We start from the raw sequence: 25,910 nt of genomic DNA, 5'->3' as shown, positions 1-25,910 counted from the left end.
ATCCATCATACATTGTCAATTCGTATAATCATTATTTATCACAAGTCACTTATACTTCATAACAAAATATAAATTTTCTCATTGAATATTTAACGAATCTTCAACATCTCTATAAGGCATTATCCCTATAAAATAGGGAGTAACGCCTTTTTTCAGGTAGTCATCGCTTAAAGATGCGATTCAACCCACTCGTCAACACTTGCTAAAGCAGCAGGTAACGCGTTTACATCTGTACCGCCTGCTTGAGCCATATCAGGGCGACCACCGCCTTTACCACCGATTTGCTGTGCTACAAAACTAATCAATTCACCTGCTTTAACTTTAGCAGTCAAATCCTTAGTGACCCCAACAATTAAACTCACTTTACCATCAGAAATAGTAGAAAGCACAATTATTGCTGAACCCAATTGATTTTTTAAATCATCAACCATTGTTCTTAACATTTTTGGCTCGACATTATTCAGCTCACGAACTAAAAGTTTGATACCTTTCACATTTTTAGCCTGATGTCCTAACGAAGAACTTTCTTGAGCTGCTTGTTGGTCTTTCAAATGTTGGAGCTCTTTTTCTAATACACGGTATTTTTCTTGGACTGTTTTAATTCTTTCAACCAAGTTTGTACCATCACTTTTTAGAACCTGAGCAACAAGAGAAATCAAATCAGATTGTTCATGAACACTCTCAATGGCAGCCACACCAGTAATTGCCTCAATACGACGGACGCCAGCCGCTGTGCCTGATTCACTGGTAATACGGAATAAACCAATATCACCCGTTCTAGATGCGTGAGTTCCCCCACAAAGCTCGGTAGAAAAATCACCCATCGTTAAAACACGAACACGTTCATCATACTTTTCACCAAAGAGTGCCATAGCACCTTTTTCTTTGGCATCTTCAAGATCCATCAACTCTGTAACAACAGGTGAATTTAACCGGATTTGAGCATTGACGATATCTTCAATTTCACGTAATTGTTCTGGTTTTACAGCTTCAAAATGCGAGAAGTCAAAACGCAGGTATTTATCACTAACTAAAGAACCTTTCTGCGTTACATGCGTACCTAATACTTGACGCAATGCAGCATGTAATAAGTGAGTTGCAGAGTGGTTTAAACGAATAGCATCACGGCGTGCAACATCAATAGTGGCATTAATTTTATGGTTAACAATAAATGAACCAGAATTAACCTTACCAATATGACCAATAGCTTTACCGTATTTTTGCGTATCAGTCACTTCAAATAGGCTATCTTTGCCAATTAATAGGCCTTTATCACCAACCTGGCCGCCAGATTCTGCATAAAATGAGGTTTTATTTAAGAAGATAATACCTTCTTCACCCGATTTAAGCTCGGTAACAGCTTGACCATTATGGAAAATCGCAGTGATTGTACCCTGCTGCTCATTATGCTCATAACCAGAGAAGTCACTACGGCTATCAACTTTGATTAAATCATTATAGTCAGTACCAAAACCACTTGATTCACGAGCACGCTTACGTTGCTCTTCCATTGCCACTTCAAAGCCGTCTTCATCAACTTTGATATTTCTTTCGCGACAAACGTCAGCAGTTAAATCAAGAGGGAAACCATAAGTATCATAAAGACGGAATGCTGTTTCACCTGGAAGAACGTTATCCGTTAATTGTGCAAGTTCATCATCTAATAATTGAAGACCACGCTCTAAGGTACGTGCAAACTGTTCTTCTTCTGTTTGTAGAACTTTTTCAACAGTAACACGCTGACGTTTAAGTTCTTCGCCCGCTTCTGCCATTACATCAATTAATGGGGCAACTAATTTATAGAAGAAAGTATCTTTCGCACCCAACATATAACCATGACGTACAGCACGACGAATAATTCGGCGTAGAACATATCCACGACCTTCATTTGATGGGATAACACCATCACAAATCAGGAATGAACATGAACGAATATGGTCAGCAATAACGCGTAGCGATTTATTACTTAAATCAGAAGCATTAGTTACTTTTGCTACAGATTCAATTAATGAACGGAACAAATCAATATCATAGTTAGAATTTACATGCTGTAGGACTGCAGTAATACGCTCTAGCCCCATTCCCGTATCAACAGAAGGTTTTGGCAATGGATCCATTGTGCCATCTGATTTACGGTTAAATTGCATAAAGACGATATTCCAGATCTCAATATAACGGTCGCCGTCTTCTTCAGGTGATCCTGGAGGGCCACCCCAAATATGGTCACCATGATCATAAAATATTTCAGTACATGGGCCACAAGGCCCTGTGTCGCCCATTTGCCAGAAGTTATCTGATGCAAATGGCGCACCTTTATTGTCGCCAATACGGATAATACGTTCTTGTGGAATACCTATTTCTTTATTCCAAATATCATATGCTTCATCATCGCTGGCATAAACTGTTACCCAAAGTCTTTCTTTAGGTAAATTAAACCACTCTTTGCCTGTTAATAATTCCCACGCAAAGTTGATTGCATCATGTTTGAAATAGTCACCGAAGCTGAAATTACCAAGCATTTCAAAAAAAGTATGGTGACGCGCAGTATAACCCACATTTTCTAAATCATTATGTTTACCACCCGCACGCACACAGCGTTGCGCGGTTGTCGCTCGGGAATAAGGTCTATTGTCCAATCCAAGAAATACATCTTTAAATTGGTTCATCCCTGCGTTCGTAAACAGCAATGTTGGATCGTTATTTGGAACCAAAGAACTGCTTGGTACTATTTGATGTCCTTTAGTATGAAAAAAGTCGAGAAACGCCTGACGGATCTCAGCGGTGCTTTTGCTCATAATTATCCCGAAATCAAGCTGGAAAAACAGAAATTAGAAATTTAGTAAGAGGAGGTTTATTGTTACCTCTACTTAACCAACGAATATATAAGTAGGGATAAGATAGAATTTCTTCGGTCAGAAGTAAAACCCCCGATAAACTTATTCGTGTTGACATTGTAAATCGTCTAGTTTTTTTCTGAAAGTAGGATTGTGTACCAAGAATGATACTTTTATTGAAATAAGAAGAAATAAAGTAAAACTAGTGAAGGCAATAAAAATATTTTCGTTTTGTAATTATTAAAAAGTATTTCTCATTAAGGTTCATCTCGTTATTAATTAAATATCCATCTCTGATTTACATTTATTTTTTCTTTTACTGTTCTAAAGAAAGAAAACACCATTTGTTATTGTTAATAAATAAAAAATGATAGTGTTAACTATATAAATTTAAAGAATTTATTATCATACAATTAATAAAATAAAAAAATATAGCTAAAAAAACCAACATCAAAGCATTCAAACATATTGTTGTTATTAATATTAATGCATCAAAAATTTCAATACATTTAGAACATAAAATCATTAATAGTTATCATTTGCATTAATAACTTAAGATAATATATCATCAATATTTCACTATATATTGATTTACATAACAACATCTTCAACCATCAGATTAAAATATCGTTATTTTTAGAATCGCAACAACAAAAACCACAGAAATAAAAAATGAAAGAATTTAAAATAGACAAAAGAAAAATAATCAATAAAATGACAATGTACAAAAACAAAAAAGCGCATTTTCATGCGCCTTTTTTTAAAACAATCAATATCACGTTAATTAACTAATAAAATGCTGTTATTTTTATAACATTGTAAAGTTCATAGTATTAACGCAACAATATTTGTCTCATATAAAGATTATTCTTCAGTTTCTTCAATATCTTTACCAGCATCATCACCAGCAAAATCAGCTGCACTTGTGAATTCACCAGCGTGATTTAATAGCATTTCACGTAATTTAGTGTTTAATTCATTGTACATTTCTGGGTGTTCTTTTAAATAGTTGGTTGAGTTAGCTTTACCCTGACCAATTTTCTCACCATTGTAGCTATACCAAGCACCTGCTTTTTCAACCAATTTGTGTTTCACACCTAAATCGATTAATTCACCAAATGTGTTAATTCCTTCACCGTACATAATTTGGAATTCAGCTTGTTTAAATGGTGCTGCGATTTTATTTTTAACGACTTTAACGCGAGTTTCGCTACCAACAACTTCATCACCATTTTTCACTGAACCAATACGGCGGATATCTAAACGAACTGAAGCATAAAACTTAAGTGCATTACCGCCAGTTGTTGTTTCAGGGTTACCAAACATCACACCAATTTTCATACGAATTTGGTTAATAAAAATAAGGAGTGTGTTAGAGTTTTTCAGGTTACCCGCTAATTTGCGCATAGCCTGGCTCATCATACGGGCAGCTAAACCAACGTGTGAGTCACCTATTTCGCCTTCAATTTCAGCTTTTGGTGTTAATGCAGCAACGGAGTCAACAACGATAACATCAACAGCACCAGAGCGAGATAACGCATCACAAATTTCCAGAGCTTGTTCACCCGTATCTGGTTGTGAACATAAGAGGTTATCAATATCAACACCTAGCTTTTGTGCATAAATTGGATCTAATGCGTGTTCAGCATCGATAAAAGCACAGATTTTACCTTCACGTTGAGCTGATGCGATAACTTGTAATGTTAATGTTGTTTTACCTGAAGATTCTGGCCCATAGATTTCAACAATACGACCACGAGGCAAACCACCAGCACCTAATGCAACGTCTAATGATAAAGAACCTGTAGAGATAGTTTCAACGTTCATTGAACGATCTTCACCCAGACGCATGATAGACCCTTTACCAAATTGTTTTTCAATTTGGCCAAGTGCTGCGGCCAGTGCTTTTTGTTTGTTTTCATCAATAGCCATGTTATCTCCCTCTGGGCAGTGAAGCATAAAAGTTGGGTTCACTACTATTAAAACGTATATGATTTTGCTTGTTGAAATTTATTATACTGTATAATCATACAGTATCAAGTTAATTATTGATAATTTCGTTGAGCATTGATTTTAAAGAAAAAACAACTGATTGTTCTCTTACTTGCTCACGAGAACCTGCAAATATACAGTGTTTTGCACTCACATGAATACCCTTTTCGCTTCTTGCTGCAAAACCAAACCAAACCAGTCCAACCGGTTTTTCTGCACTTCCACCACCAGGGCCCGCAATGCCGCTAACAGAGACTGCAAAATCAGCATTTGCCGCTAATAATGCACCTTTTGCCATTTGGCAAACAACTTCTTCGCTAACAGCACCATATTCAAGTAAAGTTTGCTCATTAACACCAATCATTTCATGTTTGGCTTCGTTGCTGTAAGTCACAAAGCCTCGGTGATAATAGTCAGAACTTCCCGCTATATCTGTGATGACTTTGGCAATCCATCCACCTGTACAAGATTCTGCTGTTGTTAATGTGCTTTTTTTCTCGATTAATGCTTTACCCACCTCAATACTAAGGCGAGTCATTTCATCATTATTTATCATTAAGGTAATGTTGACCTCTATTCAAAATTCAATAGTTAAGATTTCTTTCTTGTGTAATCCCATATCCACAAACCACCAATAGCTAATGCGAATATCGCCCCAAAACCAATACCAATGCTCACAACCGAAACACCGAAACTAGTCACAAGGGAAAATAGCCCTAACATTAATAACATGGCTGAGTTTTCGCCAAGATTTTGCACAGCAATTGCATTGCCCGCACCAACGCTGTGTTTTCCTTTGTCTTGCAATAACGCATTTAATGGAACCACAAAGAAACCACCAAAAATACCAATGATAATTAAAATTAAATAAGATGGAATGATAGTGGTTTGTAGTGAGAAATAAACCACGCCAAGACCAATTAATACACCCGCAGGCATACAGCGGCGAACCGTTTTTAATGTAACAAACTTAGCTGCTAATCCAGCACCAACCACTATGCCAATAGCCACCATCGCATTTAAAACCGTCGGCGTTGTATTATCCGTCATACCCAATGCAATAGGCACCCATTGTACCAGTAAAAAGCGTAAAGTGACGCCGGCGCCCCAAAACATACTGGTACCAACTAAAGAAAAACGACTTTCTTTATCACTCCACAATGTTTTACAAGCCTCAATAAATTGAGTGAACATTTTTTTTATGTTCCAGCCTCGACCAATTTGAGCCACTGATAATTTAGGAATGCCAAAGTTGAAAAATACCGCTAATGCATACATTGCAGCACAAACGCCCAATGCAAATACAATGCTCCAATCAGATAACAACCCACCAATGACTGAACCTAATAAAATAGCAGCAATTGTTGAGGCCTCCATCAGCCCATTCGCTTTAACGAGTCTTTCACCATCTGTTAATTCACCCAAAATGCCATATTTAGCAGGAGAATAGACCGCCGCACCAATACCAACTAAGGCATATCCCAAGAAAGGATCAGAGCCAACACAAATAAGAAATGCACCAACAAACTTTAGAATATTTCCGCTCAGCATCACCCTGCCTTTAGGGTGACGATCTGCAACCTGTCCAACAAAAGGGGCTAATAAAATAAAAGCCAGTACAAAAACCATTTGTAAAACAGGTTGGCTCCATTCAGGGTAAAGAGCTGATTTAAACTGAGCTAATATCGCAAAAAGTAACGCGTTGTCAGCAAAGGCTGAAAGAAATTGCGATAAAAGAACGGCTTTCATTCCCTTACTCATTAAAGGAAGCTGGCTGATATTTTCTGACATTAGCTAATTCCCTGTTCAGCGAGTTTTTTCAATGAAACAAAATCCGTTTTCCCACTTCCTAAAACAGGAATTTCTTTGATAAAACGAATATCTCTTGGAACAGCAATTTCAGCAATACCTTCTGATTTAGCTATTGTCAAAAGTTGGCTTCTATCGAGCTGCTTATCTGTAGTAAATAGCACAAGTGATTCGCCTCTGCGTACATCACTAATAGTCACAACAGCATGTTCACCTGAAGATGCTTTACGAGCCAGTTGCTCGACCCCTTCAAGAGAAACCATTTCACCTGCTATTTTTGCAAAACGTTTTACGCGCCCTTTTATCGTGCAAAATCCTTCGCTATCAATTGTGACGATATCACCAGTGTCGTACCAGCCTTCCTCTTCAATACCTTCAGCATTTATTGCTACAGGCACTTCTAATTTTTCAGGTGCTTCTACTCTTAAGTAGCCTTTCATTACGTTAGGGCCTCGTAATTGCAAACGTCCCCCTTGTGCAATTCCTGAAACAGAAATTAGTCGCCACTCCATTGCGGGTAATAAACGTCCAACAGTATGTGCTTTTGCGCTCATTGGTACGTTAATAGAAACGACCGGCGCACATTCTGTTACGCCATACCCTTCTAAAATACGGATGCCAAACTTTTCTTGCCATAACAAACGAGTTGCTTCTGACAGTTTTTCAGCCCCAGCAACGACATATCTCACACGAGTGAAATCATATGGGTGAGCAAATTTACCGTAGTTGCCTAAAAATGTTGAGGTACCAAATAGCACTGTACAATTTTGGTCATAAACTAATTCAGGAACCACCCGATAATGCAATGGGCTTGGATAAAGGAATACTCTGGCACCTAAACAAATAGGTGTTAATAGACAAGCGGTTAATCCAAATGCATGGAATAACGGTAATGCCGACATAAAACGGTCTCGCGGAGAAAAATCTGCAATAGCACGAATTTGATCCACGTTAGCAAGTAAACTTGAATGACTGTGAACAACCCCTTTGGGTGTGCCTTCAGAACCTGAAGTAAACAAGATAACCGCTGCATCCTCTGCTTTTTGCGGCAACATTGCTTTATGTGGCATTAAAAGATGTTTCGCGATCCAACGTTTATCTTCACTGGTTACACTATCTTTTAAATCTTCAAGATAGATCCAGTTTGCTTCTGGCGTTTGCTCAGGAATATGTAATAAATTCCCTTTTTCTAAAAACTGGCGTGAGGTAAAAATCGTTTTAATAGATGCCGCTTTCATCGCATTTTGTACACCAAGACTTCCTGCGGTGTAGTTTAGCATTGCAACAATCCGTTGGCGCATAGTCGCACCAAATAGAGCAGCCGCCGTTACTGTCGTATTGGGTAGTAATAAACCAATGCGTTCATTTGGCTGAGTGTAGCGCTCAATTAACCGACTCATACCTAATGATTTTTTCAACAACCCATTGTAAGTATCTTCTTTTAGGTTGATATCTGAAATTAAAGGGCTAAAGCGTCCATATTGGGACATTGCTCGTAAAAAGGCTTCATAAAGTGTAATTTCAGCACGAGTTTGCATGATAGCGTCCATCATAATATCGCGTAGCATTTCACCCGCTAATCGACGACGTTCTGAGGATTTTTCTGCATCAGGCATAGGTAAATCAACGGCAGGTAATACTTTTATGATGAATTGGGGAAAAAACTTCCACTTCATATTAAGACTTTTGCGTACTCGCGAAAAATAACTAAATTCAGCACCTTCAATTCTAACGGGAACCACTTTAGCGCCAGATTTCGCAGCAATGAACGCAGCCCCTTCATAAATTTTCATTAATCCATTCGTTACTGTAATTCTTCCTTCTGGAAAAATAACGACGGGACGGCCCTTTTCAACTTCCTTTACAAGTTGACGCACTGCCATTGGATTCGCGGGATCGAGAGGTACAATATCCGCATAACGACCTAACCATTTCGTCGTTTTAGCGGTTGCAACAGAAGTATAAACAGCAAACACAGGATTAATAGGTAAGAATAAACGTAATAATATGCCATCAATATAAGAAGTATGATTCGGCGTAATTATACATTTTTCATATTGTGAAAACTGGTTAACAAGTCCTTCAATTCTTACTCTAAATAAGAATTTAAATAGTGTTTTAAAAAACGCTATCAACATCATATCCATATCTCATTTTGCTATAATTAGCCTTACTATAAATAGGATATGATGAAAATAAAATAGATATGGTCTGTTTTACCCTTGAATCAGACGACTTCTTAATTATTTTGGTAATTTTGTGAGAATTGTCTTAATAATTTCGCTTATTGATAATCCCGCATCAACAATAATATCAGAACATTGTAAATATAATGCCTCACGCTCTGTAAGCACACTTTGTATTTCACTCAATAATGTTTGCCCCGTTAAACTTGGCCTTTGGGCTACATTAGGATCATCTGATAAACGAGAGACTAGTGTTTCCAATGATGCCTGTAAATAAATTGTTACACCCTTGGATTTCATATAAGAACGATTATTATCGGCTAATATCATTCCACCTCCAGTAGAAATCACTCTATTTGGTTGGCTAACTTGAATTAATGCTTCTGATTCTATTTTGCGAAAAAAATCCCAGCCTTTATTCTCCACCATGGATGATATAGTTTGTTGATATTTATTAGTTATCCAATAATCTGTATCAATAAACTCATGATTTAAAGAGAGAGAAAGCGCTTTACCTACTGTTGTTTTTCCTGCACCTCGTGGACCGATAAGGTAAACGATATTTTCCATAAAATGCACTATCTCCATAGTGTGTGCCTCTTTTAGAGGTGTAATTAATAATTTACAATATGTAAAGTGTAAAACATCATACCTAACAATAAAAAAAAATAAAGCCACACTTTATAAAAAGCATGGCTCAATATAAGACACTGGCTATTAGCGGCGTAGGGTATTATCGCCGTAGCCAATCCACTTATAGGTTGTCAGCGCATCTAATCCCATAGGACCTCTTGCGTGAAGCTTTTGTGTACTCACTGCCACCTCAGCGCCTAAACCAAATTGGCCACCATCAGTAAATCGAGTACTCGCATTAACATAAACAGCCGCAGAATCTACTTGGCGTACAAATCGATCTGCATTAGCGATAGACTGCGTTAAAATCGCATCAGAGTGCGCTGTACCATAATGGCGAATATGTTGAATTGCAGCCGTCAAGTCGCTAACAATTTCGACATTGAGATCCAAAGATAACCATTCATCACAATAATCAGCATCTTTTACATCAACAATATTTGCATTACCTTTTTTCAGCCCTGTAAGTGCTTTTTCACTTGCATGTAAAGTCACATTTTCAGCCGCCATTACATCACTTAATTGCGGTAAAAAATCGGCTGCAATGTTTTCATGAACCAATAAAGTTTCGAGTGAATTACAGGCACTTGGACGTTGTACTTTTGCATTAACAATCACCGTTAACGCTTTGTCTAAATCAGCACTTTCATCCACAAAAGTATGGCAAACACCAATTCCACCAGTAATAACAGGGATGGTGGATTGTTCACGACATAATTTATGCAATCCTGCACCACCTCGAGGGATCAGCATATCAATATATTGATCCATTTTTAGCATTTGCGCGACTAATTCACGATCTGGTTTGTCAATAGCTTGAACCGCAGCCGCAGGAATACCACATTGTTCTAAAGCTTGTTGAATAACAGCGACAACTGCTTGATTAGTATGATGCGTTTCTTTACCACCACGAAGAATGGCAGCATTACCTGTTTTTAGGCATAAAGAGGCGACATCAATGGTGACATTAGGGCGAGCTTCATAAATAACACCCACAACACCTAATGGAACACGGCGGCGTTCTAAACGTAATCCGCTATCTAATATACGCCCATCAATAACTTGACCAACAGGATCCTCTAAGCGACAAACTTGGCGCACATCATCAGCGATTGCTTTTAAGCGTTCAGTGGTTAGCAATAAACGATCTAACATTGCGCTATTGATATTCGCATCACGAGCCGCTTGCATATCTTTTTCGTTTGCCGCTAAGATTTGTGCTTCTTGTTGCTCTAGTAAATCAGCCATCATTAATAATGCCTGATTTTTCTGTTCTGTTGAAAGCTGCGCTAAGTGCCAAGAGGCTTCTCTTGCGGCTTTACCCATTTGTTCTAACATATTGATGAACCCTTAACTGACTATCATATCATCACGATGCACAGCTACACTGCCATACTCGTAGCCTAATATTTGACTGATCTCTTGTGAATGATGCCCTGCAATTAAGCGTAATGCATCACTATTATAATGAGCGACACCATGAGCAAGATCTTTTCCCTGTAAACTTTGAATACGAATAACAGACCCTCGGGAAAAATCACCTTTAATTTCTTTAATACCTTTTGGTAATAAAGAACTGCCTTTCTCTTTAATTGCTTTTTCTGCGCCTTCATCTACCACAATAACACCCGCTATAGGTGCGCCAAAAATCCATCTTTTACGTGTTTCAAGAGGACTTTTTAGTCCATGAAATAACGTTCCAACAGGCTCATCATTAATGACTTTTGCAATAACTTCAGGTTGAATACCCGCTGCAATAACAACATCAATGCCAGCGCGCCCTGCTACTGTTGCAGCTTGAAGTTTAGTCGCCATACCACCAGTTCCTAAACCAGACACACTATCACCAGCTACTTTGCGTAATTCATCATTAATATCAAAAACTTCCGGAATTAATTTAGCATCAGGATGACTACGAGGATCTGCGGTATAAAGGCCTGCGATATCTGTAAGTAATAACAGTTTATCAGCGCCACCTAAAATAGCCGCCAAAGCCGAAAGATTGTCGTTATCACCCACTTTAATTTCTGCGGTTGCTACAGCATCATTTTCATTAATAACAGGAATAATACGGTTATCTAATAAAGCATTCAGCGTATCTCGCGCATTAAGAAAACGCTCTCTGTCTTCAATATCAGCACGCGTTAATAACATTTGCCCAATATGAATGCCGTAAATTGCAAAGAGTTGTTTCCATACTTGAATTAATGCACTTTGTCCTACAGCAGCTAATAATTGCTTAGAAGCAATAGTTGCAGGCAAATCAGGGTAATTCAAATACTCGCGTCCAGCAGCAATTGCGCCAGAAGTAACAATAATAATGCGGTGCCCTTGTTCGTGTTGTTTTGCACATTGGCGAACCAACTCAACAATATGAGATTGATTCAGACGTCGTGAACCACCAGTAAGTACACTTGTCCCTAGTTTAACAACCAGCGTTTGGCTGCTACTCATAACATTTACCATTTTTGTTGATTTAAAAGATCATACACAGTTTTATCAGGAGAGAAGCGTTATGCCAACCGACATAACGCAAAATCTATGAAAAGTTGCCCTAACACAAAATTAGGGCTTAAGGGGATGAGGAAATTTGTTCATTTTTTCATCGGGTGACAATGACATCTCTAATTCGCTTACAGCTGTTTGCAAGAAATCATGAAAACGAATGAGTGTTTCATTTATTGATTCTGTAACATCATTTTTATTTATGGTCTGATTAATCCAGTCACCATTTTTATCAAATAGTCCAACTTGATAATAATAAACAAGTTGCTCATTGTTGCGTTTTAATTCCATCCACCAGCCCCAAAACTCACGTTTTTCTGGTGCGGCTTTCTTATTAACACAAACAGCTAAACAGTCAAAAAAGAACTGGCTATCTTTGCATTGTTGCTCTCGGATATAAGGCCCAATTTGAGCAAAACGCTTCAACAACTTACCTTGGGTAGGGTTCAAAGATAAAGTCATAAATTCAGTCTCCTTAGAGACCCTACTGTTATCTAATCTAATATAATTAGCAAGTTATTGTTTAAAATTAATTATATTAATTTATTATAGATCCAATCTGCACTCTTTTGTAACGCTAACTCTAACCCTTCATAAAGCGGTTTTTCATTAATAGCGAGAATATCACCATCCATTGAAGAGCGAGCAATTAGCTGAGAATCCTCTTTAGGGCTAATTTCATCCCCTTTCCAATACACCCCCATCATAGGCACAGGAATTCTTCTGCCAATTAATCCTTGGTTTTTCAACGAATAGCTACTTAATGATAAACGTAGGTTATTTTCATCTATATTCCATAACCCTAATCGGCTCGCTAAAACATCAAGGTACATAACTGGAATTTTTTTCTGTAACTCTGCTTGGGTAAAAAAAGCGTGAATAAGAGGTCCTAATGCCACCACACCTTTAATTAACTTCGGATAAATATATGCCAAACGAACGGCAATATTTGCACCAAAGCGAAACCCCATTACGCCAATACGTGTATGATCAACCCAAGGTATTTCAGAAAGTTGAGTCAATACTTCACCTTGAAGTTGGCAAGTATCTTCAGTCAGTTTCTGTTTTGATGAATAACCAATTGAAGGCATATCTAACGTCAGCATTGCGATACCTTTAGGTGAAAGGTAATCTCTAAAAAAGCTAACATAATCACTTTGAAGACCATCTAATCCACCACAAAAAATCACTGTTGGATAAGGCCCTCGGCAATCTTTAGGTAGATGAAGAAAACCGGTTGTATTTCCTTTGCCTGCTAATTTGAACGTTAATTTTTTCACCTCAAAAGAAGAAAACTTCATTGAGTTTTCAAATGCTTTCATGGCTAAAACAACGGCTTGATCAGCAAGAAAATCACCATTAATAAATGGATAAGCGGCAATACTATAAAGATTAGCAGCGCGTAACCAACAATCTGCTGCTGCATCGCCAGATTCTTCTCTCAACGCTTTTTGTTGCCAAATCATCGCTTGGTGTGACCACTCAAACGACCAACCACCACGGCGATACCCCACAACAGTATCAATAAATTTTTCATCACTACGAGGCGCATCAAGAACGGCGATTCGACTCAGTACCTCTTCTATTTCAATCGGAGAAATACCACGCCAAATCCACAATAATCGCTGAATAGTACGATACCAATTCTGTTGACTCGTCCCATTGAGTATTGAATGCGTGTTGATATTCGTTTTTGGGTGTGTGTACTGTATTAACGTTGATGTTTCTGCATGTTTTGCACGAGGTTTAAACAGTGTTTCAGAAAGATTTGTATTGTTTGCCATATCACTCATCAATCAGTGGGTATCCAATAAAAGGAGGCTAAAATGTCTGAATTCATCATAGCATGAAATCAGCTTGTGCTGTGCTAATCACACCATTCAACAGCACTCAAGCATAATATTGATAAGGATAAAAATAGGCAGGCAGGGAAACAAGTAAAAAAAATCCCCACATTAAAGAAATGCGAGGACTTTTCTTATAACTATCATTAGTTTGTAATTTAAATTAATGACTCGCTATAGAATTTATTTTTGGTCACATACTGGTGGAATAAAAGCAACACCCATATCCCAAGGTTGCTCAATCCAAGTATTTTGTGGAATAGAAATCACAAAATCATCAACTAATGGGCTACCTTCTGGCTTAGCAAAGATAGTCACAAAGTGGGCTTTTGGATACATATCACGAATAACTTTAGCTGTGCCGCCAGTATCGACTAAATCATCAACGACGATAAAGCCTTCACCATCGCCTTCTGCTTTTTTTAAGATTTTGAGGTCACGCTGATGATCGTGATCATAGCTAGAAATGCAGACAGTATCCACATGACGGATACCTAATTCACGAGCAAGTAATGCAGCAGGAACTAATCCCCCACGGCTGACAGCTATAATGCCTGTCCATTGTTCGACTGGTAATAAACGTTGCGCCAATTGACGGGCATGTATTTGCAACATATCCCACGTTACAACATATTTTTCGCTCATAATATTGTGATCCTAGCTACTTGAATTCGAGAGAAGCTTTTTTGCGGAAAAAAAGGTTGCGCGAGATTATAGTGATTTAAGCGCCTAAAAACCAGAGAAAAGGTGAAATCTGGCGAGATTATTCTCATTTTTTACTAACGAGTCTTTTTTTGACTACAAAACAAACTATATAAAATATTAATCTTACATAGAGATCTAATTTCTTAGATAGAGATATGAATAGAATGACGCATTCCTCAAAATAAAATGATATTCTCGGTTACATTGGCGTATAACGCTCAGAATAATAAAGCTAACCCTTAAATAAAGCGGTAGGCTATTCATAACACAGATGCTGTTATAGGAGATTCATCGTGTCTGAACTATCTACTCTATCCCCACAACCACTATGGGATATTTTTGCAAAAATTTGTTCTATTCCACATCCATCACATCATGAAGAAGCTTTAGCCTCTCATATTCTTTCTTGGGCTGCTGAAAAAGGCCTTTTTGCTGAACGTGATGCTGTCGGTAATATTTTAATTCGCAAGCCAGCAACCAAAGGCATGGAAGATCGTAAAACCGTTGTTTTACAAGCACACTTAGATATGGTGCCACAAAAAAATAACGATACTGAACACGATTTTACTAAAGATCCGATTCAACCTTATGTTGATGGTGAATGGATCAAAGCAAAAGGTACTACACTGGGTGCGGATAACGGCGTAGGTATGGCATCTGCACTTGCTGTACTGGCTGATGACACTGTAAAACACGGCCCATTAGAAGTGCTTTTAACCATGACCGAAGAAACGGGTATGGATGGTGCTTTCGGTTTACAACCAGGTTGGTTGCAAGCAGATATCCTGATCAACACTGACTCAGAAGAAGAAGGCGAAATCTATATGGGTTGTGCTGGTGGTATTGATGTTAAAACCACAGTAAGCCTCTCTTATGACGCTATTCCTGCCAATCATGTCGTAAAACAACTCGTGTTAAAAGGCTTAAACGGTGGTCACTCTGGTGGTGATATCCATTTAGGTTTAGGTAACGCTAATAAATTATTAGCGCGATTCTTAGCGGGTCATGCAGACGAATTATCACTGAAATTAATTGATTTCCACGGTGGTACACTGCGTAATGCTATTCCTCGTGAAGCGAATATTGTATTTGCTGTTCCATCTGAAAACGTTAGCAAGTTAGAAACGCTTAAAGAAAAATTTGAAGCTTTATTAAAAAGCGAATTAGCTATTGCTGAAAAAAATCTGAAAGTTGAATTAATTGATACCACTACAGATAAACAAGCTTTCTCTGCTGATTGCCAACAACGTTTTATCAATCTACTGAATGCAATGCCAAATGGTGTTATTCGTATGAGCGATGACGTTGCAGGTGTCGTTGAAACCTCATTAAACGTAGGTGTTGTCAGCATTGTTGATAATAAAATTGAGATCCTTTGTTTAATTCGCTCTCTGATTGATAGTGGTAAAACTTATGTTGTTAGTATGCTGACAGCATTAGCAAAACTTGCTAAAGCAGATATCGAAAGCAAAGGTGGCTACCCAGGTTGGAAACCGGATGCGGATTCTCCTGTAATGCACTTAGTGCGTGACACTTATCAGCAATTATTTGATAAAGTGCCAAACATCATGGTGATCCACGCTGGTCTTGAATGTGGCTTATTCAAAAAACCTTACCCAGATATGGATATGGTTTCTATTGGGCCAACGATTCGTGGTGCACACTCACCAGATGAACGCGTTCATATTAAGAGCGTAGGTCAATACTGGCAGTTATTAACAGCAATTTTAAAAGCAATCCCTGCTAAATAATAACACTGAGCTGTAGCCAAAATAAAACCCGCAATTGCGGGTTTTATTTTAATATTCATAACGCTAAAAGAAGTTGCCGTTCGATTTGTGGATCTTGTAATGTGACATGAAATCCAACTAATCTCACTCCTCGCCCATTTCTACGTTCATGCCAAGCTTGATAAGCAATTTTAACGAGATCTTCTTTTTCTAAAATAGGATGCGTATGTTCTTGTGTGGTTAATTGAAAATCATCGAACTTTAGTTTTACACCCTGCCTAGCAATGCGTAAATCCAGTTTTACTTTTATTAATCGTTTTTCTAATTCGTCATATAGCCCATCAAGTAACTTACGACACTCATCCCATGAATTAATATCTTCAGCAAAAGTACGTTCTACACCAACTGATTTTCTTAACCTATCTGGATTTATTAAACGCTCATCAATGCCGTGACTACGCTCCCATAAATTCTGTCCAAATTTTCCCAACGCTTTAACTAAAGAAATAACGTCAGTACGGCGAATATCAGCACAAGTTTTTAATCCCATTTCTTGTAATCGCGCAAAAGTCACTTTACCTACCCCAGGAATTTTATTCAGAGGTAACGTTAAAATAAAGTCGTCCATCTGTTCTGGCGTAATAACAAATTGTCCATTGGGCTTATTAATATCAGAAGCAATTTTGGCTAAGAACTTAATCGGCGCTATTCCAGCAGATGCGGTTAAATGTAGTTCATCAAAAATTTGTTGGCGGATAGCTTGAGCAATTAACGTCGCTGACCCCTGACAGTGCACACTATCGGAAACATCAAGGTAAGCTTCATCAAGTGAAAGCGGCTCAATGAGATCAGTATAACGAGAGAAAATTTGGCGGATCCTTACTGATGTTTCTTTATATAGTGCCATTCTACCCGGTAATACGGTTAAGTGAGGGCAAAGCTTAAGAGCATTGGCTGTAGACATCGCGCTACGTACACCAAAACGGCGTGCAGGATAATTTGCCGTACAAATAACGCCACGCCTAGATGCATTTCCTCCCACAGCAATAGGAATATCTTTCAATGCTGGGTTATCTCGCATTTCAATCGCAGCATAGAAACAATCCATATCTACATGAATAATTTTACGCATACAATTCACCCTTAATAATTTACTGTTTAAATATACAGTAATTGAATATTAACTACAATTTTTATCCTTGTTTATGCTCCCTCATTTAGGGTGTTTTTCTCATAAAACTCTGAATAAGTCCGTTTAGTTATAGAATTGTCACAAAGAGATGATAGATTGTTTTTTGCTGCCTTACTTGCTCTGAATTTATTTTTGTTATTCATACATTCATGTAAATAATCATATAAAACAAGGAAATGAATTTTCATGGTTAAATTATTCATCGCAACTTCTCTCTTTTTTTATTCTATTTTTCTTATGGCCTCTCCTAAAATTATTGCACATAGAGGGGGTGCTGCAGACGCTCCTGAAAATACTGAAATCGCTATAAAAACAGCGCTCAATAACCAAGCGGATGCCATTTGGATAACGCTACAATTATCAAAAGATAATATCCCAGTGCTTTATCGACCGAGTGATTTAAAGAACCTAACAAATGGACAAGGTGTTATTTCTCAATTCACAGCTGAAGAGTTAGCAAAATTAGACGCTGGCTATCAATACGGTGAAAAACAACAATACCCTTATCGTAACAAGGGTATTACCATCCCAACGTTAGAATATATTCTAACTCAGTTCCCAAACACTCAATTCTATCTCGATTTAAAATCACCTGATGCTGATCCTGCAAAACAGGGAAATGCATTAGCAACTGTATTAAATCGTAATAATGCACTACATCGTACCCGCGTTTATTCAACGAATACCAAATTCCTTGATGCATTACCTGATAATGTACAGCGGTTTGAAAGCCGAGATGTCACTCGTGACATTCTGGCAAACATTACAATGGGGCAAATTTGCTTATTACCAGAAAATCTTGATGTGACTCGTTGGTACGGATTAGAACTACACCGTAAAGTTGAAGTCGTAGAAAAATACACACTAGGAGAAGCAAAATCAGCATCTGTTTTAAGTTGGAATAAAGATGCTATGTCTTGTTTTCGTGCGGGTGGCAATGCACATATCGTTCTGTTTGGTATCAATACAGAAAAAGACTATGATCAAGCCACACAATTAGGTGCTGACGCCGTTATGGTTGATTCGCCTGCGAATATGAAGAGTTTTAAAAAAGATTAATATTTTAGTTATAACATTTCCAATTATTTATAAGAAAAAAGAGTGACGTTAAATATTAGCGTCACTCTTTTTATTTGATTTATGTTGATCGATTAAATAATAGCGGCGATACCAAACTATTTACTTATCTATCACTTTCAATTCAATTTATAAAATACGATTTTTATTTAATACTTCCTGACGAGCAGCTTCTTTTGCCATTCGCTTTTTACGTGCATCACAAGGTTCTGGACAATCGCACTCTTTTTCAATACCAATAGAACCTAAACCACCACAGCTACCTTGAATGCTTTTGCGTTTAACAATATAACCTAACGCCATGCCAAAAAATGCCAGCAGGAACAAGATGAAGGCAAAAAGAAATATTTTTAACATAACCTTCTCTCCTTAAATTCTATTTTTTCAAAAATGGGGCGAATGCCTTACTATAACGCTCTTCAAACCCCTTTTCAGTTTTAACTATCATAAAGACAGGAATATTTAACTCATTCGCGACTTCTAAGCCTTTTACTGGCCCTAATACATTTAACCCAGTTGAGAGGCCATCAGCGCTCATACAATTTGGTACAATCACTGTAATTGAAGCAAGGTTATGCTTAATAGGACGGCCAGTTGTTGGGTCAATAGTATGAGAAAAACGTATTCCATCTTCTTCAAAGTAATTACGATAATCACCAGAGGTGGCAATTGAATTATCGCCCGGTTCAATTATTAATTGTACACTTTGGTTGGTACCGTCATTAGCTGGCTTTTCTATCGCGATACGCCAGCGTTTATCGTTACCATTCACGCCCTGAGTTCTTACTTCTCCACCAATATCCACCATATAATTAGTGATATTTTGAGAGATCAAATACTCTGCAACGACATCAACACCATAACCTTTAGCAATAGAAGATAAATCGACATAAAGCTCAGGAATTTTTTTAATTAATGAGTTACCTTCCACTGTTAGATAATCAATACCAATCCACTGTTTACGTTTTTCTAACTCATCTTCTGAAGGTTGATGAATAAAACGGCCTTCAGGGCCAAACCCCCATAAATTAACCAAAGGCCCAACGGTGACATCTAATGCACCATCAGTCATTTTGTTAATGCGAATTGCTTCACTCACCACTTTTGCGGTTGCTGCTGAAACAGGAAATGGTGTATTGATTTCACGGCTTTGGTTGAAACGACTTAATTCAGAATGAGGACGATATGTTGACATCTGATCATTAACTTCTTCAAGAATACGATCAATTTCTGTCTGTAAGACGGCCTGTGGAGGTGAATTACTATCAGGAACATATTTAATCGAGTAATAAGTTCCCATTGTTTCGCCTTCTAATACCTGCTGTTTTTCACCACATGCAGATAATAATACCAGCGCAAACACCATCACTATCCAATTTATCATCTTTGTTTTTAACATAACTCTCTCTTCTGATCATAAGCGCCCACATCTGTGGGCGCTTGTCATTTCATTCATGCTTTATAGAGAATTTGGATCAACCACCAAAATCATCAAGCATAATATTTTCATCTTCAACACCTAAATCTTTCAGCATTTTAATAACTGCTGCATTCATCACTGGTGGTCCACACATATAGAATTCACAATCTTCTGGTGCGGGATGATTTTTGAGGTAATTTTCAAAAAGCACATTGTGAATAAAACCAGTGTAACCAGTCCAATTATCTTCAGGCAATGCATCTGAAAGCGCGACATTCCAAGTAAAGTTTTCGTTTTCTTTTGCAAGCATATCGAAATCTTCGGTGTAGAACATTTCACGCACAGAACGAGCACCATACCAGAAGCTAATTTTGCGCTTAGAATGCAAACGTTTTAACTGATCAAAGATATGAGAACGCATTGGTGCCATACCTGCGCCACCACCAATAAAGATCATCTCTGCATCGGTTTCTTTAGCAAAGAACTCACCAAATGGTCCGGAAATTGTCACTTTATCACCCGGTTTTAACGACCAAATATAAGATGACATAATTCCTGGTGGTACATCAGGATTACGAGGCGGAGGCGTTGCAATACGCACATTTAACATGATAATACCGTGCTCTTCAGGGTAATTAGCCATAGAATATGCACGAACCGTTGTCTCTTTTACATCAGAAACATAGCGGAATAAATTAAACTTATCCCAATCTTCACGGTACTCTTCAGGTACATCAAAATCTTCGTAACGTACTGTATGAGGTGGACACTCTATTTGAATAAAGCCACCAGCACGGAAAGGAACAACCTCACCCTCTGGAATTTTGAGTATTAATTCTTTAATAAACGTTGCTTTATTATCATTAGAGACAACTTCACACTCCCATTTTTTAACACCAAAAATCTCTTCTGGTAGTTCTAATTTCAGGTTAGTTTTGACGTTTACCTGACAAGCTAAACGACACCCTTCTTTAGCTTCACGTTTGTTAATATGAGAAAGCTCGGTTGGCAGAATATCACCACCACCATCAAGCACTTTTACTCGGCACTGGCCACAAGAACCACCACCACCACACGCTGACGAGATAAAAATACCTTCGTTTGATAAAACATTGAGTAATTTATCGCCGGCTGGCGCATGAAAACTTTTTTCGGGGTCGCCATTGACCTCTACTTCAATATCCCCTGTATTGACCAACTTTGATTTTGCAAACAAAATCAAAGCAGTTAGCACCAATACAATCAGGGTAAACATCGCAACACCTAGAATAATTATATCCATGAGTTCTTCTCACCCTTTATAGCTGAACACCAGAGAAGGACATGAAACCTAATGCCATCAACCCTGTGGTGACAAAAGTAACGCCTAATCCCTTCATACCTGCCGGTACATCCGCGTACTTCATTTTCTCACGGATAGAAGCCAGTAATACGATGGCTAACATCCAACCAATTCCAGAGCCGAAACCATAAACTATAGATTCACTAAAGTTATAGTCACGCTGCGCCATAAATGACACACCACCGAAAATGGCACAGTTAACGGTTATAAGTGGCAAGAAGATCCCTAACGCGTTATACAGCGAAGGGAAATAACGGTCTAAAATCATTTCTAGGATTTGCACTAATGCTGCAATTACACCAATAAAAGTGATGAAATTTAAGAAACTTAAATCAACTCCTTCCATCAATGCGTTATCACGTAGCACATAGTTGTAAACCAGGTTATTCAATGGCACAGAAAGACCTAATACAACGGTTACTGCGACACCCAAACCAAAAGCTGTTTTTACATTTTTAGATACGGCAATAAAAGTACACATCCCTAAGAAAAATGCGAGTGCCATATTTTCAATAAAAACCGCTCTAACAAATAGGCTTATATAATGTTCCATGGTGATTAGTCCTCTTCAACCTGTGCTGGTTTTAATGTACGTAATCCCCAAATTAGCAAGCCGATAATAAAGAACGCACTCGGTGCTAATAAGAACAAGCCATTAGGCTGATACCAACCACCGTTTTGAATAGATTCCATCACAGTGATGCCGAATAATTTTCCTGAGCCAAATAGCTCACGTAAAAACCCGACAAGGATCAAGATAACACCATATCCCAAACCGTTACCGATACCATCCATAAAGCTTTCAATTGGTGGTGATTTCATCGCATAAGCTTCAGCCCGACCCATAACAATACAGTTAGTAATAATAAGGCCAACAAAAACAGAAAGCTGCTTTGAAATTTCATAAGCGTAAGCTTGTAAAATTTGGTCAACAACAATAACTAGCGATGCAATAATTGCCATTTGAACAATAATACGCACACTGCTAGGAATGAAATTACGGATCAGTGAAATAAAGAAGTTTGAAAATGCCGTAACTAATGTTACTGCAATTGTCATCACTAATGCTGTCTCAAGCTTTGTTGTTACCGCTAATGCAGAACAGACACCAAGTACCTGTAAAGCAATGGGGTTGTTATCTAATAACGGCCCAAGAAGGACTCGTTTAATTTCTTTTGTATCAGCCATTTATCTCTCCTTCACGTACTTTTTTCAGGAATGGGCCGAAACCTTTGTCGCCTAACCAGAAATCGAACATATGCTGGATACCATTAGACGTTAGTGTTGCACCAGAAAGACCATCAATGCCATAAGGGCTATCAGTTGCGCCACCACGAACAATCTTAATTGCAGGTACACCTTCTTCATTAATCAGGTGTTTACCTTTCCATTGTGCTTTCCATTGTGGATTATCAACTTCACCACCTAAGCCAGGTGTTTCACCATGAGCATAGTAAGTAATACCTTTTGAAGTTACACCATCAATATCAACAGCAACAAAGGCATACATTACAGACCATAAACCAGATCCATAAACAGGTAGTACGACTTCAGTGGTTTTGCCTTGCTCATCTAAAACAAAATAAACCTCTGCGGTATTAGCGCGGCGGCGAATTTTGGCGATATCTTCAGCAGGTGATAATGCGATAGAAGTTTCATCACTACGCAATTCTGTATTTAAATCGAAAGCACCTTTACTGTCTGTCAGTTCACCTGTTTGAAAGTTAACAATTTTCGCTTTAATACGAGAGTCATACACTTTCAATACTTCACTTGCACTCATTTTCGGAGCAAGTAAACCAGCAACATCAAGAATATTACGTTGTTTATCCAGTAGTTTTTGTTCTTCTTGTTTGGATTTTAATCCAACCGCAGAACCTGCTACCACAACGGAACAGACAAGACACAGAATAAATACAACGAGGAACGTTCTTCCGACGCTATCTTTGTTTTTTTCTTTAGCCACGAGCTTTTCTCCGCTTAATATTCGCCTGAACAACCACATAATCGAACAGTGGCGCAAATAAGTTTGCGAATAAGATTGCCAGCATCATACCTTCTGGATAAGCCGGATTGACGACGCGAATAAGCACAGCCATTACGCCAATCAGAATGCCGTAAGCCCATTTACCTTTATCAGTAAACGATGCTGATACTGGGTCTGTTGCCATAAACATCATACCAAACGCAAAACCACCTAATACTAGGTGCCAATGCCAAGGCATAGAGAATAATGAATTAGAGTCAGAACCAATAAAGTTAAACAAGTATGACATCGCGATCATTCCCACCAGCACGCCAGCGACAATACGCCATGAAGCAATACGAGCAAAGAGAATGACAGCACCACCAATAAGGATCATTAGTGTGGAAACTTCGCCAATAGAACCTGGTATATTTCCTAAGAAAGCATCCATCCAAGAAATAGGTTGATTTGTCACCACATTCATTAATGCGCTTTCGCCAGAAACGGACCATTGCGATAATGGCGTTGCACCTGAAAAACCATCAGCAGCAGTCCAGACTAAATCGCCTGATATTTGTGCTGGGTAAGCAAAAAATAGAAAGGCACGGCCTGCTAATGCTGGGTTTAAGAAGTTACGACCTGTACCACCGAAAACTTCTTTCGCAATAACCACACCAAAGGTAATACCTAATGCAGCCTGCCATAACGGTAGTGTTGGTGGCACAATCAATGCAAAAAGGATTGATGTAACAAAGAATCCTTCGTTGATTTCATGACCACGAATAAAGGCAAACAACACTTCCCAGAAACCACCGACAGCAAAAACCACAAGATAGATAGGTAAAAAGTAAGTTGCGCCTAGCAACATTTTACTTGCCCATCCAGCATCTGCATGAAGTGATGCACCAAGAAACTCAGCTAAACGGTAATGCCAATCTGAAGCAATAATTTGCTGTAATTCAGCACCACTATATAACTGATTAAGTGCGGGAATAGCTTGATGACCTACGTTATACATGCCCCAAAACATCGCTGGAAAGACAGATAGCCAAACAAGGATCATCATACGTTTTAAATCGATAGTATCGCGAACATGACCTCCATTTCGCGTTACTGTACCCGGTGTATAAAACACCGTGGTAACTGCTTCATAAAGCACATACCACTTTGCATATTTGCCGCCGGGCTCAAAATGGTGCTCTACTTTTTCAAATAAATTTTTCAAACCCATGAGTTACCCTTCCTGCTCAATTTTGGTCAATACTTGACGCAGTGCTGGACCATACTCATATTTGCTTGGACAAACATAAGTACATAATCCTAAATCCTCTTCGTCCAATTCCAAGCAACCTAATGCTTGAGAACTGTCAGTATCGCCAACCAATAAATCACGTAATAAATGCGTTGCCATAATGTCTAACGGCATTACACGCTCATAGTTACCAATTGGAACCATTGAACGCTCACCACCATTCATTGTTGTGGTAAATGCAAAGCGTTTATTTTTAAGGAAGTGACCAATCGTGGTACGGGTAATAGAAAACTTATCAGACCCTGGCATTCCCCAACCAAATAGTTCTTTATCGCGACCTTCACGTAATACAGAAACTTGGTTATGAAAACGCCCGAGGTAATGATGAGCCTCATCAGATTTCCATCCCCATAATACAGAGCCAGAAATAATACGGTTCTCATCATCAATCAGCTGGTCTTTAGTTAATTCATAGAGATCAGCCCCTAAACGAGAGCGTAGCAAGCGAGGCGACTTAACTTGAGGGCCACCTAATGCAATAACACGTTCAGTATATAAAGAGCCTGTAGTAAACAGATAACCAATAGCGATGACATCTTGGTAATTTAATTGCCAAACCATTTTCTTAGCACTTACTGGTTCTAAGAAATGAATATGTGTACCAGCAAGCCCCGCAGGGTGTGGCCCTACAAATTGGTTATAGCTAATTTGTCCGTCATTTAATTTAGTTGGTGATAACTCACCATGACAAACATAAACTTTGCCTTCGGTTAATTTACCTAAAATCACCAAGCCATCATTAAAGGCTTTTTCGTGTTCTTGAATAATAACCATAGGGTCTGCTGCAAGTGGATTGGTATCCATTGCAGTAACAAAAATAGCAGCGGGTGTGCTACCTAAATGTGGTGTACGACTATAAGGACGAGTTCTGAGCGCAGTCCACATTCCAGAACTAACTAGATTTTGCTCAACCTGTTCACGCGTGAGCGATGAAAGTGATGCGCTATCATAACGATTGAAAGTGATTTCTTGGTCGCCATCAATTTCGATAACAATAGATTGAAATACACGACGCTCACCACGGTTAATTTCGACAATTTTACCACAAGCAGGACTGGTGAAAATAACACCAGGATTCTTTTTATCTTCAAAAAGAACCTGCCCTTTCTTAACATGCTCACCTTCCGAAACCACCATAGAAGGACGCATACCAACATATTCTTCACCTAGCAATGCTACGCGTCGAATTGTGGGTCCGTCTTCTATTACTTGGGCAGGCGCTCCTGCAATTGGGAGGTCGAGTCCTTTTTTAATTTTAATCATAAGATTTGCACAAGTTTATCAGTTAAACCCTAAGCTACAAATTCACCCCGAAAATGTAGCGACTCTGTAATAAAAGCACCTTAAGGCACTTTGAAGCCTT

The 25,910-nt window shown here is 38.4% G+C and carries 22 protein-coding genes; 2 read left to right on the top strand and 20 right to left on the bottom strand.

Translation table 11 applies throughout. The annotated features are described in order from the left end of the window. Positions 1 to 167: 167 nt before the first annotated feature. The 11 genes from alaS to gpt all read right to left on the bottom strand — a co-directional run bounded on the left by alaS (position 168) and on the right by gpt (position 14,448). Positions 168 to 2,795, bottom strand: coding sequence for an alanine--tRNA ligase (gene alaS, locus PH4a_RS11575; protein WP_129039913.1), 2,628 nt, complete (start codon positions 2,793 to 2,795; stop codon positions 168 to 170). Positions 2,796 to 3,698: 903 nt separating this feature from the next. Then, positions 3,699 to 4,766 carry a recombinase RecA gene (gene recA / locus PH4a_RS11570; RefSeq protein ID WP_064719241.1) on the bottom strand — a complete coding sequence of 356 codons (1,068 nt, stop codon included), beginning with the start codon at positions 4,764 to 4,766 and terminating at the stop codon, positions 3,699 to 3,701. A gap of 109 nt (positions 4,767 to 4,875) precedes the next feature. Next, a complete protein-coding gene (gene pncC, locus PH4a_RS11565) occupies positions 4,876 to 5,382 on the bottom strand; it encodes a nicotinamide-nucleotide amidase (RefSeq protein ID WP_129039911.1) in 507 nt (168 codons plus the stop codon). Positions 5,383 to 5,417: 35 nt separating this feature from the next. Beyond that, complete coding sequence (lplT, locus tag PH4a_RS11560; RefSeq protein WP_064719239.1) at positions 5,418 to 6,617, bottom strand: lysophospholipid transporter LplT; 1,200 nt, start codon at positions 6,615 to 6,617, stop codon at positions 5,418 to 5,420. Continuing rightward, positions 6,617 to 8,776, bottom strand: coding sequence for a bifunctional acyl-ACP--phospholipid O-acyltransferase/long-chain-fatty-acid--ACP ligase (gene aas, locus PH4a_RS11555; protein WP_129039909.1), 2,160 nt, complete (start codon positions 8,774 to 8,776; stop codon positions 6,617 to 6,619). Before aas ends, lplT begins: the two co-directional genes overlap by 1 nt. A 102-nt stretch (positions 8,777 to 8,878) precedes the next feature. Further along, a complete protein-coding gene (aroL, locus tag PH4a_RS11550) occupies positions 8,879 to 9,391 on the bottom strand; it encodes a shikimate kinase AroL (RefSeq protein WP_129039907.1) in 513 nt (170 codons plus the stop codon). A 147-nt stretch (positions 9,392 to 9,538) separates the two neighbouring features. Further along, positions 9,539 to 10,792, bottom strand: a complete 1,254-nt coding sequence (gene proA, locus PH4a_RS11545) for a glutamate-5-semialdehyde dehydrogenase (RefSeq protein ID WP_164971543.1) — start codon at positions 10,790 to 10,792, stop codon at positions 9,539 to 9,541. A 12-nt stretch (positions 10,793 to 10,804) separates the two neighbouring features. Further along, positions 10,805 to 11,908 carry a glutamate 5-kinase gene (proB, locus tag PH4a_RS11540; protein ID WP_129039904.1) on the bottom strand — a complete coding sequence of 368 codons (1,104 nt, stop codon included), beginning with the start codon at positions 11,906 to 11,908 and terminating at the stop codon, positions 10,805 to 10,807. A 111-nt stretch (positions 11,909 to 12,019) separates the two neighbouring features. Next, complete coding sequence (gene crl / locus PH4a_RS11535) at positions 12,020 to 12,421, bottom strand: sigma factor-binding protein Crl (protein WP_129039902.1); 402 nt, start codon at positions 12,419 to 12,421, stop codon at positions 12,020 to 12,022. 71 nt (positions 12,422 to 12,492) lie between these two features. Further along, entirely contained in the window at positions 12,493 to 13,743 is a 1,251-nt protein-coding gene (gene frsA, locus PH4a_RS11530; RefSeq protein WP_064719266.1) for an esterase FrsA, read from the bottom strand. Between the two features lie 243 nt (positions 13,744 to 13,986). Next, positions 13,987 to 14,448 (bottom strand): xanthine phosphoribosyltransferase, encoded by a 462-nt coding sequence (gene gpt / locus PH4a_RS11525; RefSeq protein WP_064719235.1) that lies wholly within the window; start codon positions 14,446 to 14,448, stop codon positions 13,987 to 13,989. Positions 14,449 to 14,801: 353 nt separating this feature from the next. Between gpt and pepD the strand changes: the two genes are divergently transcribed. Then, positions 14,802 to 16,259: a beta-Ala-His dipeptidase gene (pepD, locus tag PH4a_RS11520; RefSeq protein WP_129039900.1), complete on the top strand. Its 1,458-nt coding sequence runs from the start codon at positions 14,802 to 14,804 to the stop codon at positions 16,257 to 16,259. 55 nt (positions 16,260 to 16,314) lie between these two features. Here the strand turns inward: pepD and dinB are convergent, their stop codons facing one another. Next, positions 16,315 to 17,370 carry a DNA polymerase IV gene (gene dinB, locus PH4a_RS11515; RefSeq protein WP_129039898.1) on the bottom strand — a complete coding sequence of 352 codons (1,056 nt, stop codon included), beginning with the start codon at positions 17,368 to 17,370 and terminating at the stop codon, positions 16,315 to 16,317. 246 nt (positions 17,371 to 17,616) lie between these two features. Between dinB and PH4a_RS11510 the strand changes: the two genes are divergently transcribed. Next, positions 17,617 to 18,489, top strand: coding sequence for a glycerophosphodiester phosphodiesterase family protein (locus PH4a_RS11510; RefSeq protein WP_129039896.1), 873 nt, complete (start codon positions 17,617 to 17,619; stop codon positions 18,487 to 18,489). 147 nt (positions 18,490 to 18,636) lie between these two features. Here the strand turns inward: PH4a_RS11510 and nqrM are convergent, their stop codons facing one another. The 8 genes from nqrM to PH4a_RS11470 all read right to left on the bottom strand — a co-directional run bounded on the left by nqrM (position 18,637) and on the right by PH4a_RS11470 (position 25,810). Beyond that, positions 18,637 to 18,864 (bottom strand): (Na+)-NQR maturation NqrM, encoded by a 228-nt coding sequence (gene nqrM, locus PH4a_RS11505; protein ID WP_064719231.1) that lies wholly within the window; start codon positions 18,862 to 18,864, stop codon positions 18,637 to 18,639. Positions 18,865 to 18,883: 19 nt separating this feature from the next. Beyond that, complete coding sequence (locus tag PH4a_RS11500) at positions 18,884 to 19,906, bottom strand: FAD:protein FMN transferase (RefSeq protein WP_129039894.1); 1,023 nt, start codon at positions 19,904 to 19,906, stop codon at positions 18,884 to 18,886. Positions 19,907 to 19,982: 76 nt separating this feature from the next. Then, positions 19,983 to 21,209 carry an NADH:ubiquinone reductase (Na(+)-transporting) subunit F gene (gene nqrF / locus PH4a_RS11495; RefSeq protein ID WP_129039891.1) on the bottom strand — a complete coding sequence of 409 codons (1,227 nt, stop codon included), beginning with the start codon at positions 21,207 to 21,209 and terminating at the stop codon, positions 19,983 to 19,985. A gap of 16 nt (positions 21,210 to 21,225) precedes the next feature. Next, complete coding sequence (gene nqrE, locus PH4a_RS11490; protein WP_064719228.1) at positions 21,226 to 21,822, bottom strand: NADH:ubiquinone reductase (Na(+)-transporting) subunit E; 597 nt, start codon at positions 21,820 to 21,822, stop codon at positions 21,226 to 21,228. 5 nt (positions 21,823 to 21,827) lie between these two features. Next, positions 21,828 to 22,457 (bottom strand): NADH:ubiquinone reductase (Na(+)-transporting) subunit D, encoded by a 630-nt coding sequence (locus PH4a_RS11485; RefSeq protein WP_064719227.1) that lies wholly within the window; start codon positions 22,455 to 22,457, stop codon positions 21,828 to 21,830. Beyond that, a complete protein-coding gene (locus PH4a_RS11480) occupies positions 22,450 to 23,235 on the bottom strand; it encodes a Na(+)-translocating NADH-quinone reductase subunit C (protein WP_064719226.1) in 786 nt (261 codons plus the stop codon). Before PH4a_RS11480 ends, PH4a_RS11485 begins: the two co-directional genes overlap by 8 nt. Continuing rightward, entirely contained in the window at positions 23,228 to 24,466 is a 1,239-nt protein-coding gene (locus PH4a_RS11475; protein WP_129039889.1) for an NADH:ubiquinone reductase (Na(+)-transporting) subunit B, read from the bottom strand. Before PH4a_RS11475 ends, PH4a_RS11480 begins: the two co-directional genes overlap by 8 nt. Before the next feature lie 3 nt (positions 24,467 to 24,469). After that, positions 24,470 to 25,810: a Na(+)-translocating NADH-quinone reductase subunit A gene (locus PH4a_RS11470; RefSeq protein ID WP_129039887.1), complete on the bottom strand. Its 1,341-nt coding sequence runs from the start codon at positions 25,808 to 25,810 to the stop codon at positions 24,470 to 24,472. Positions 25,811 to 25,910: the final 100 nt, after the last annotated feature.

This window comes from Proteus hauseri (assembly GCF_004116975.1).
In the GTDB taxonomy this organism is placed as follows: domain Bacteria; phylum Pseudomonadota; class Gammaproteobacteria; order Enterobacterales; family Enterobacteriaceae; genus Proteus; species Proteus hauseri.
This window is presented reverse-complemented; position numbering and strand designations above follow the sequence as displayed.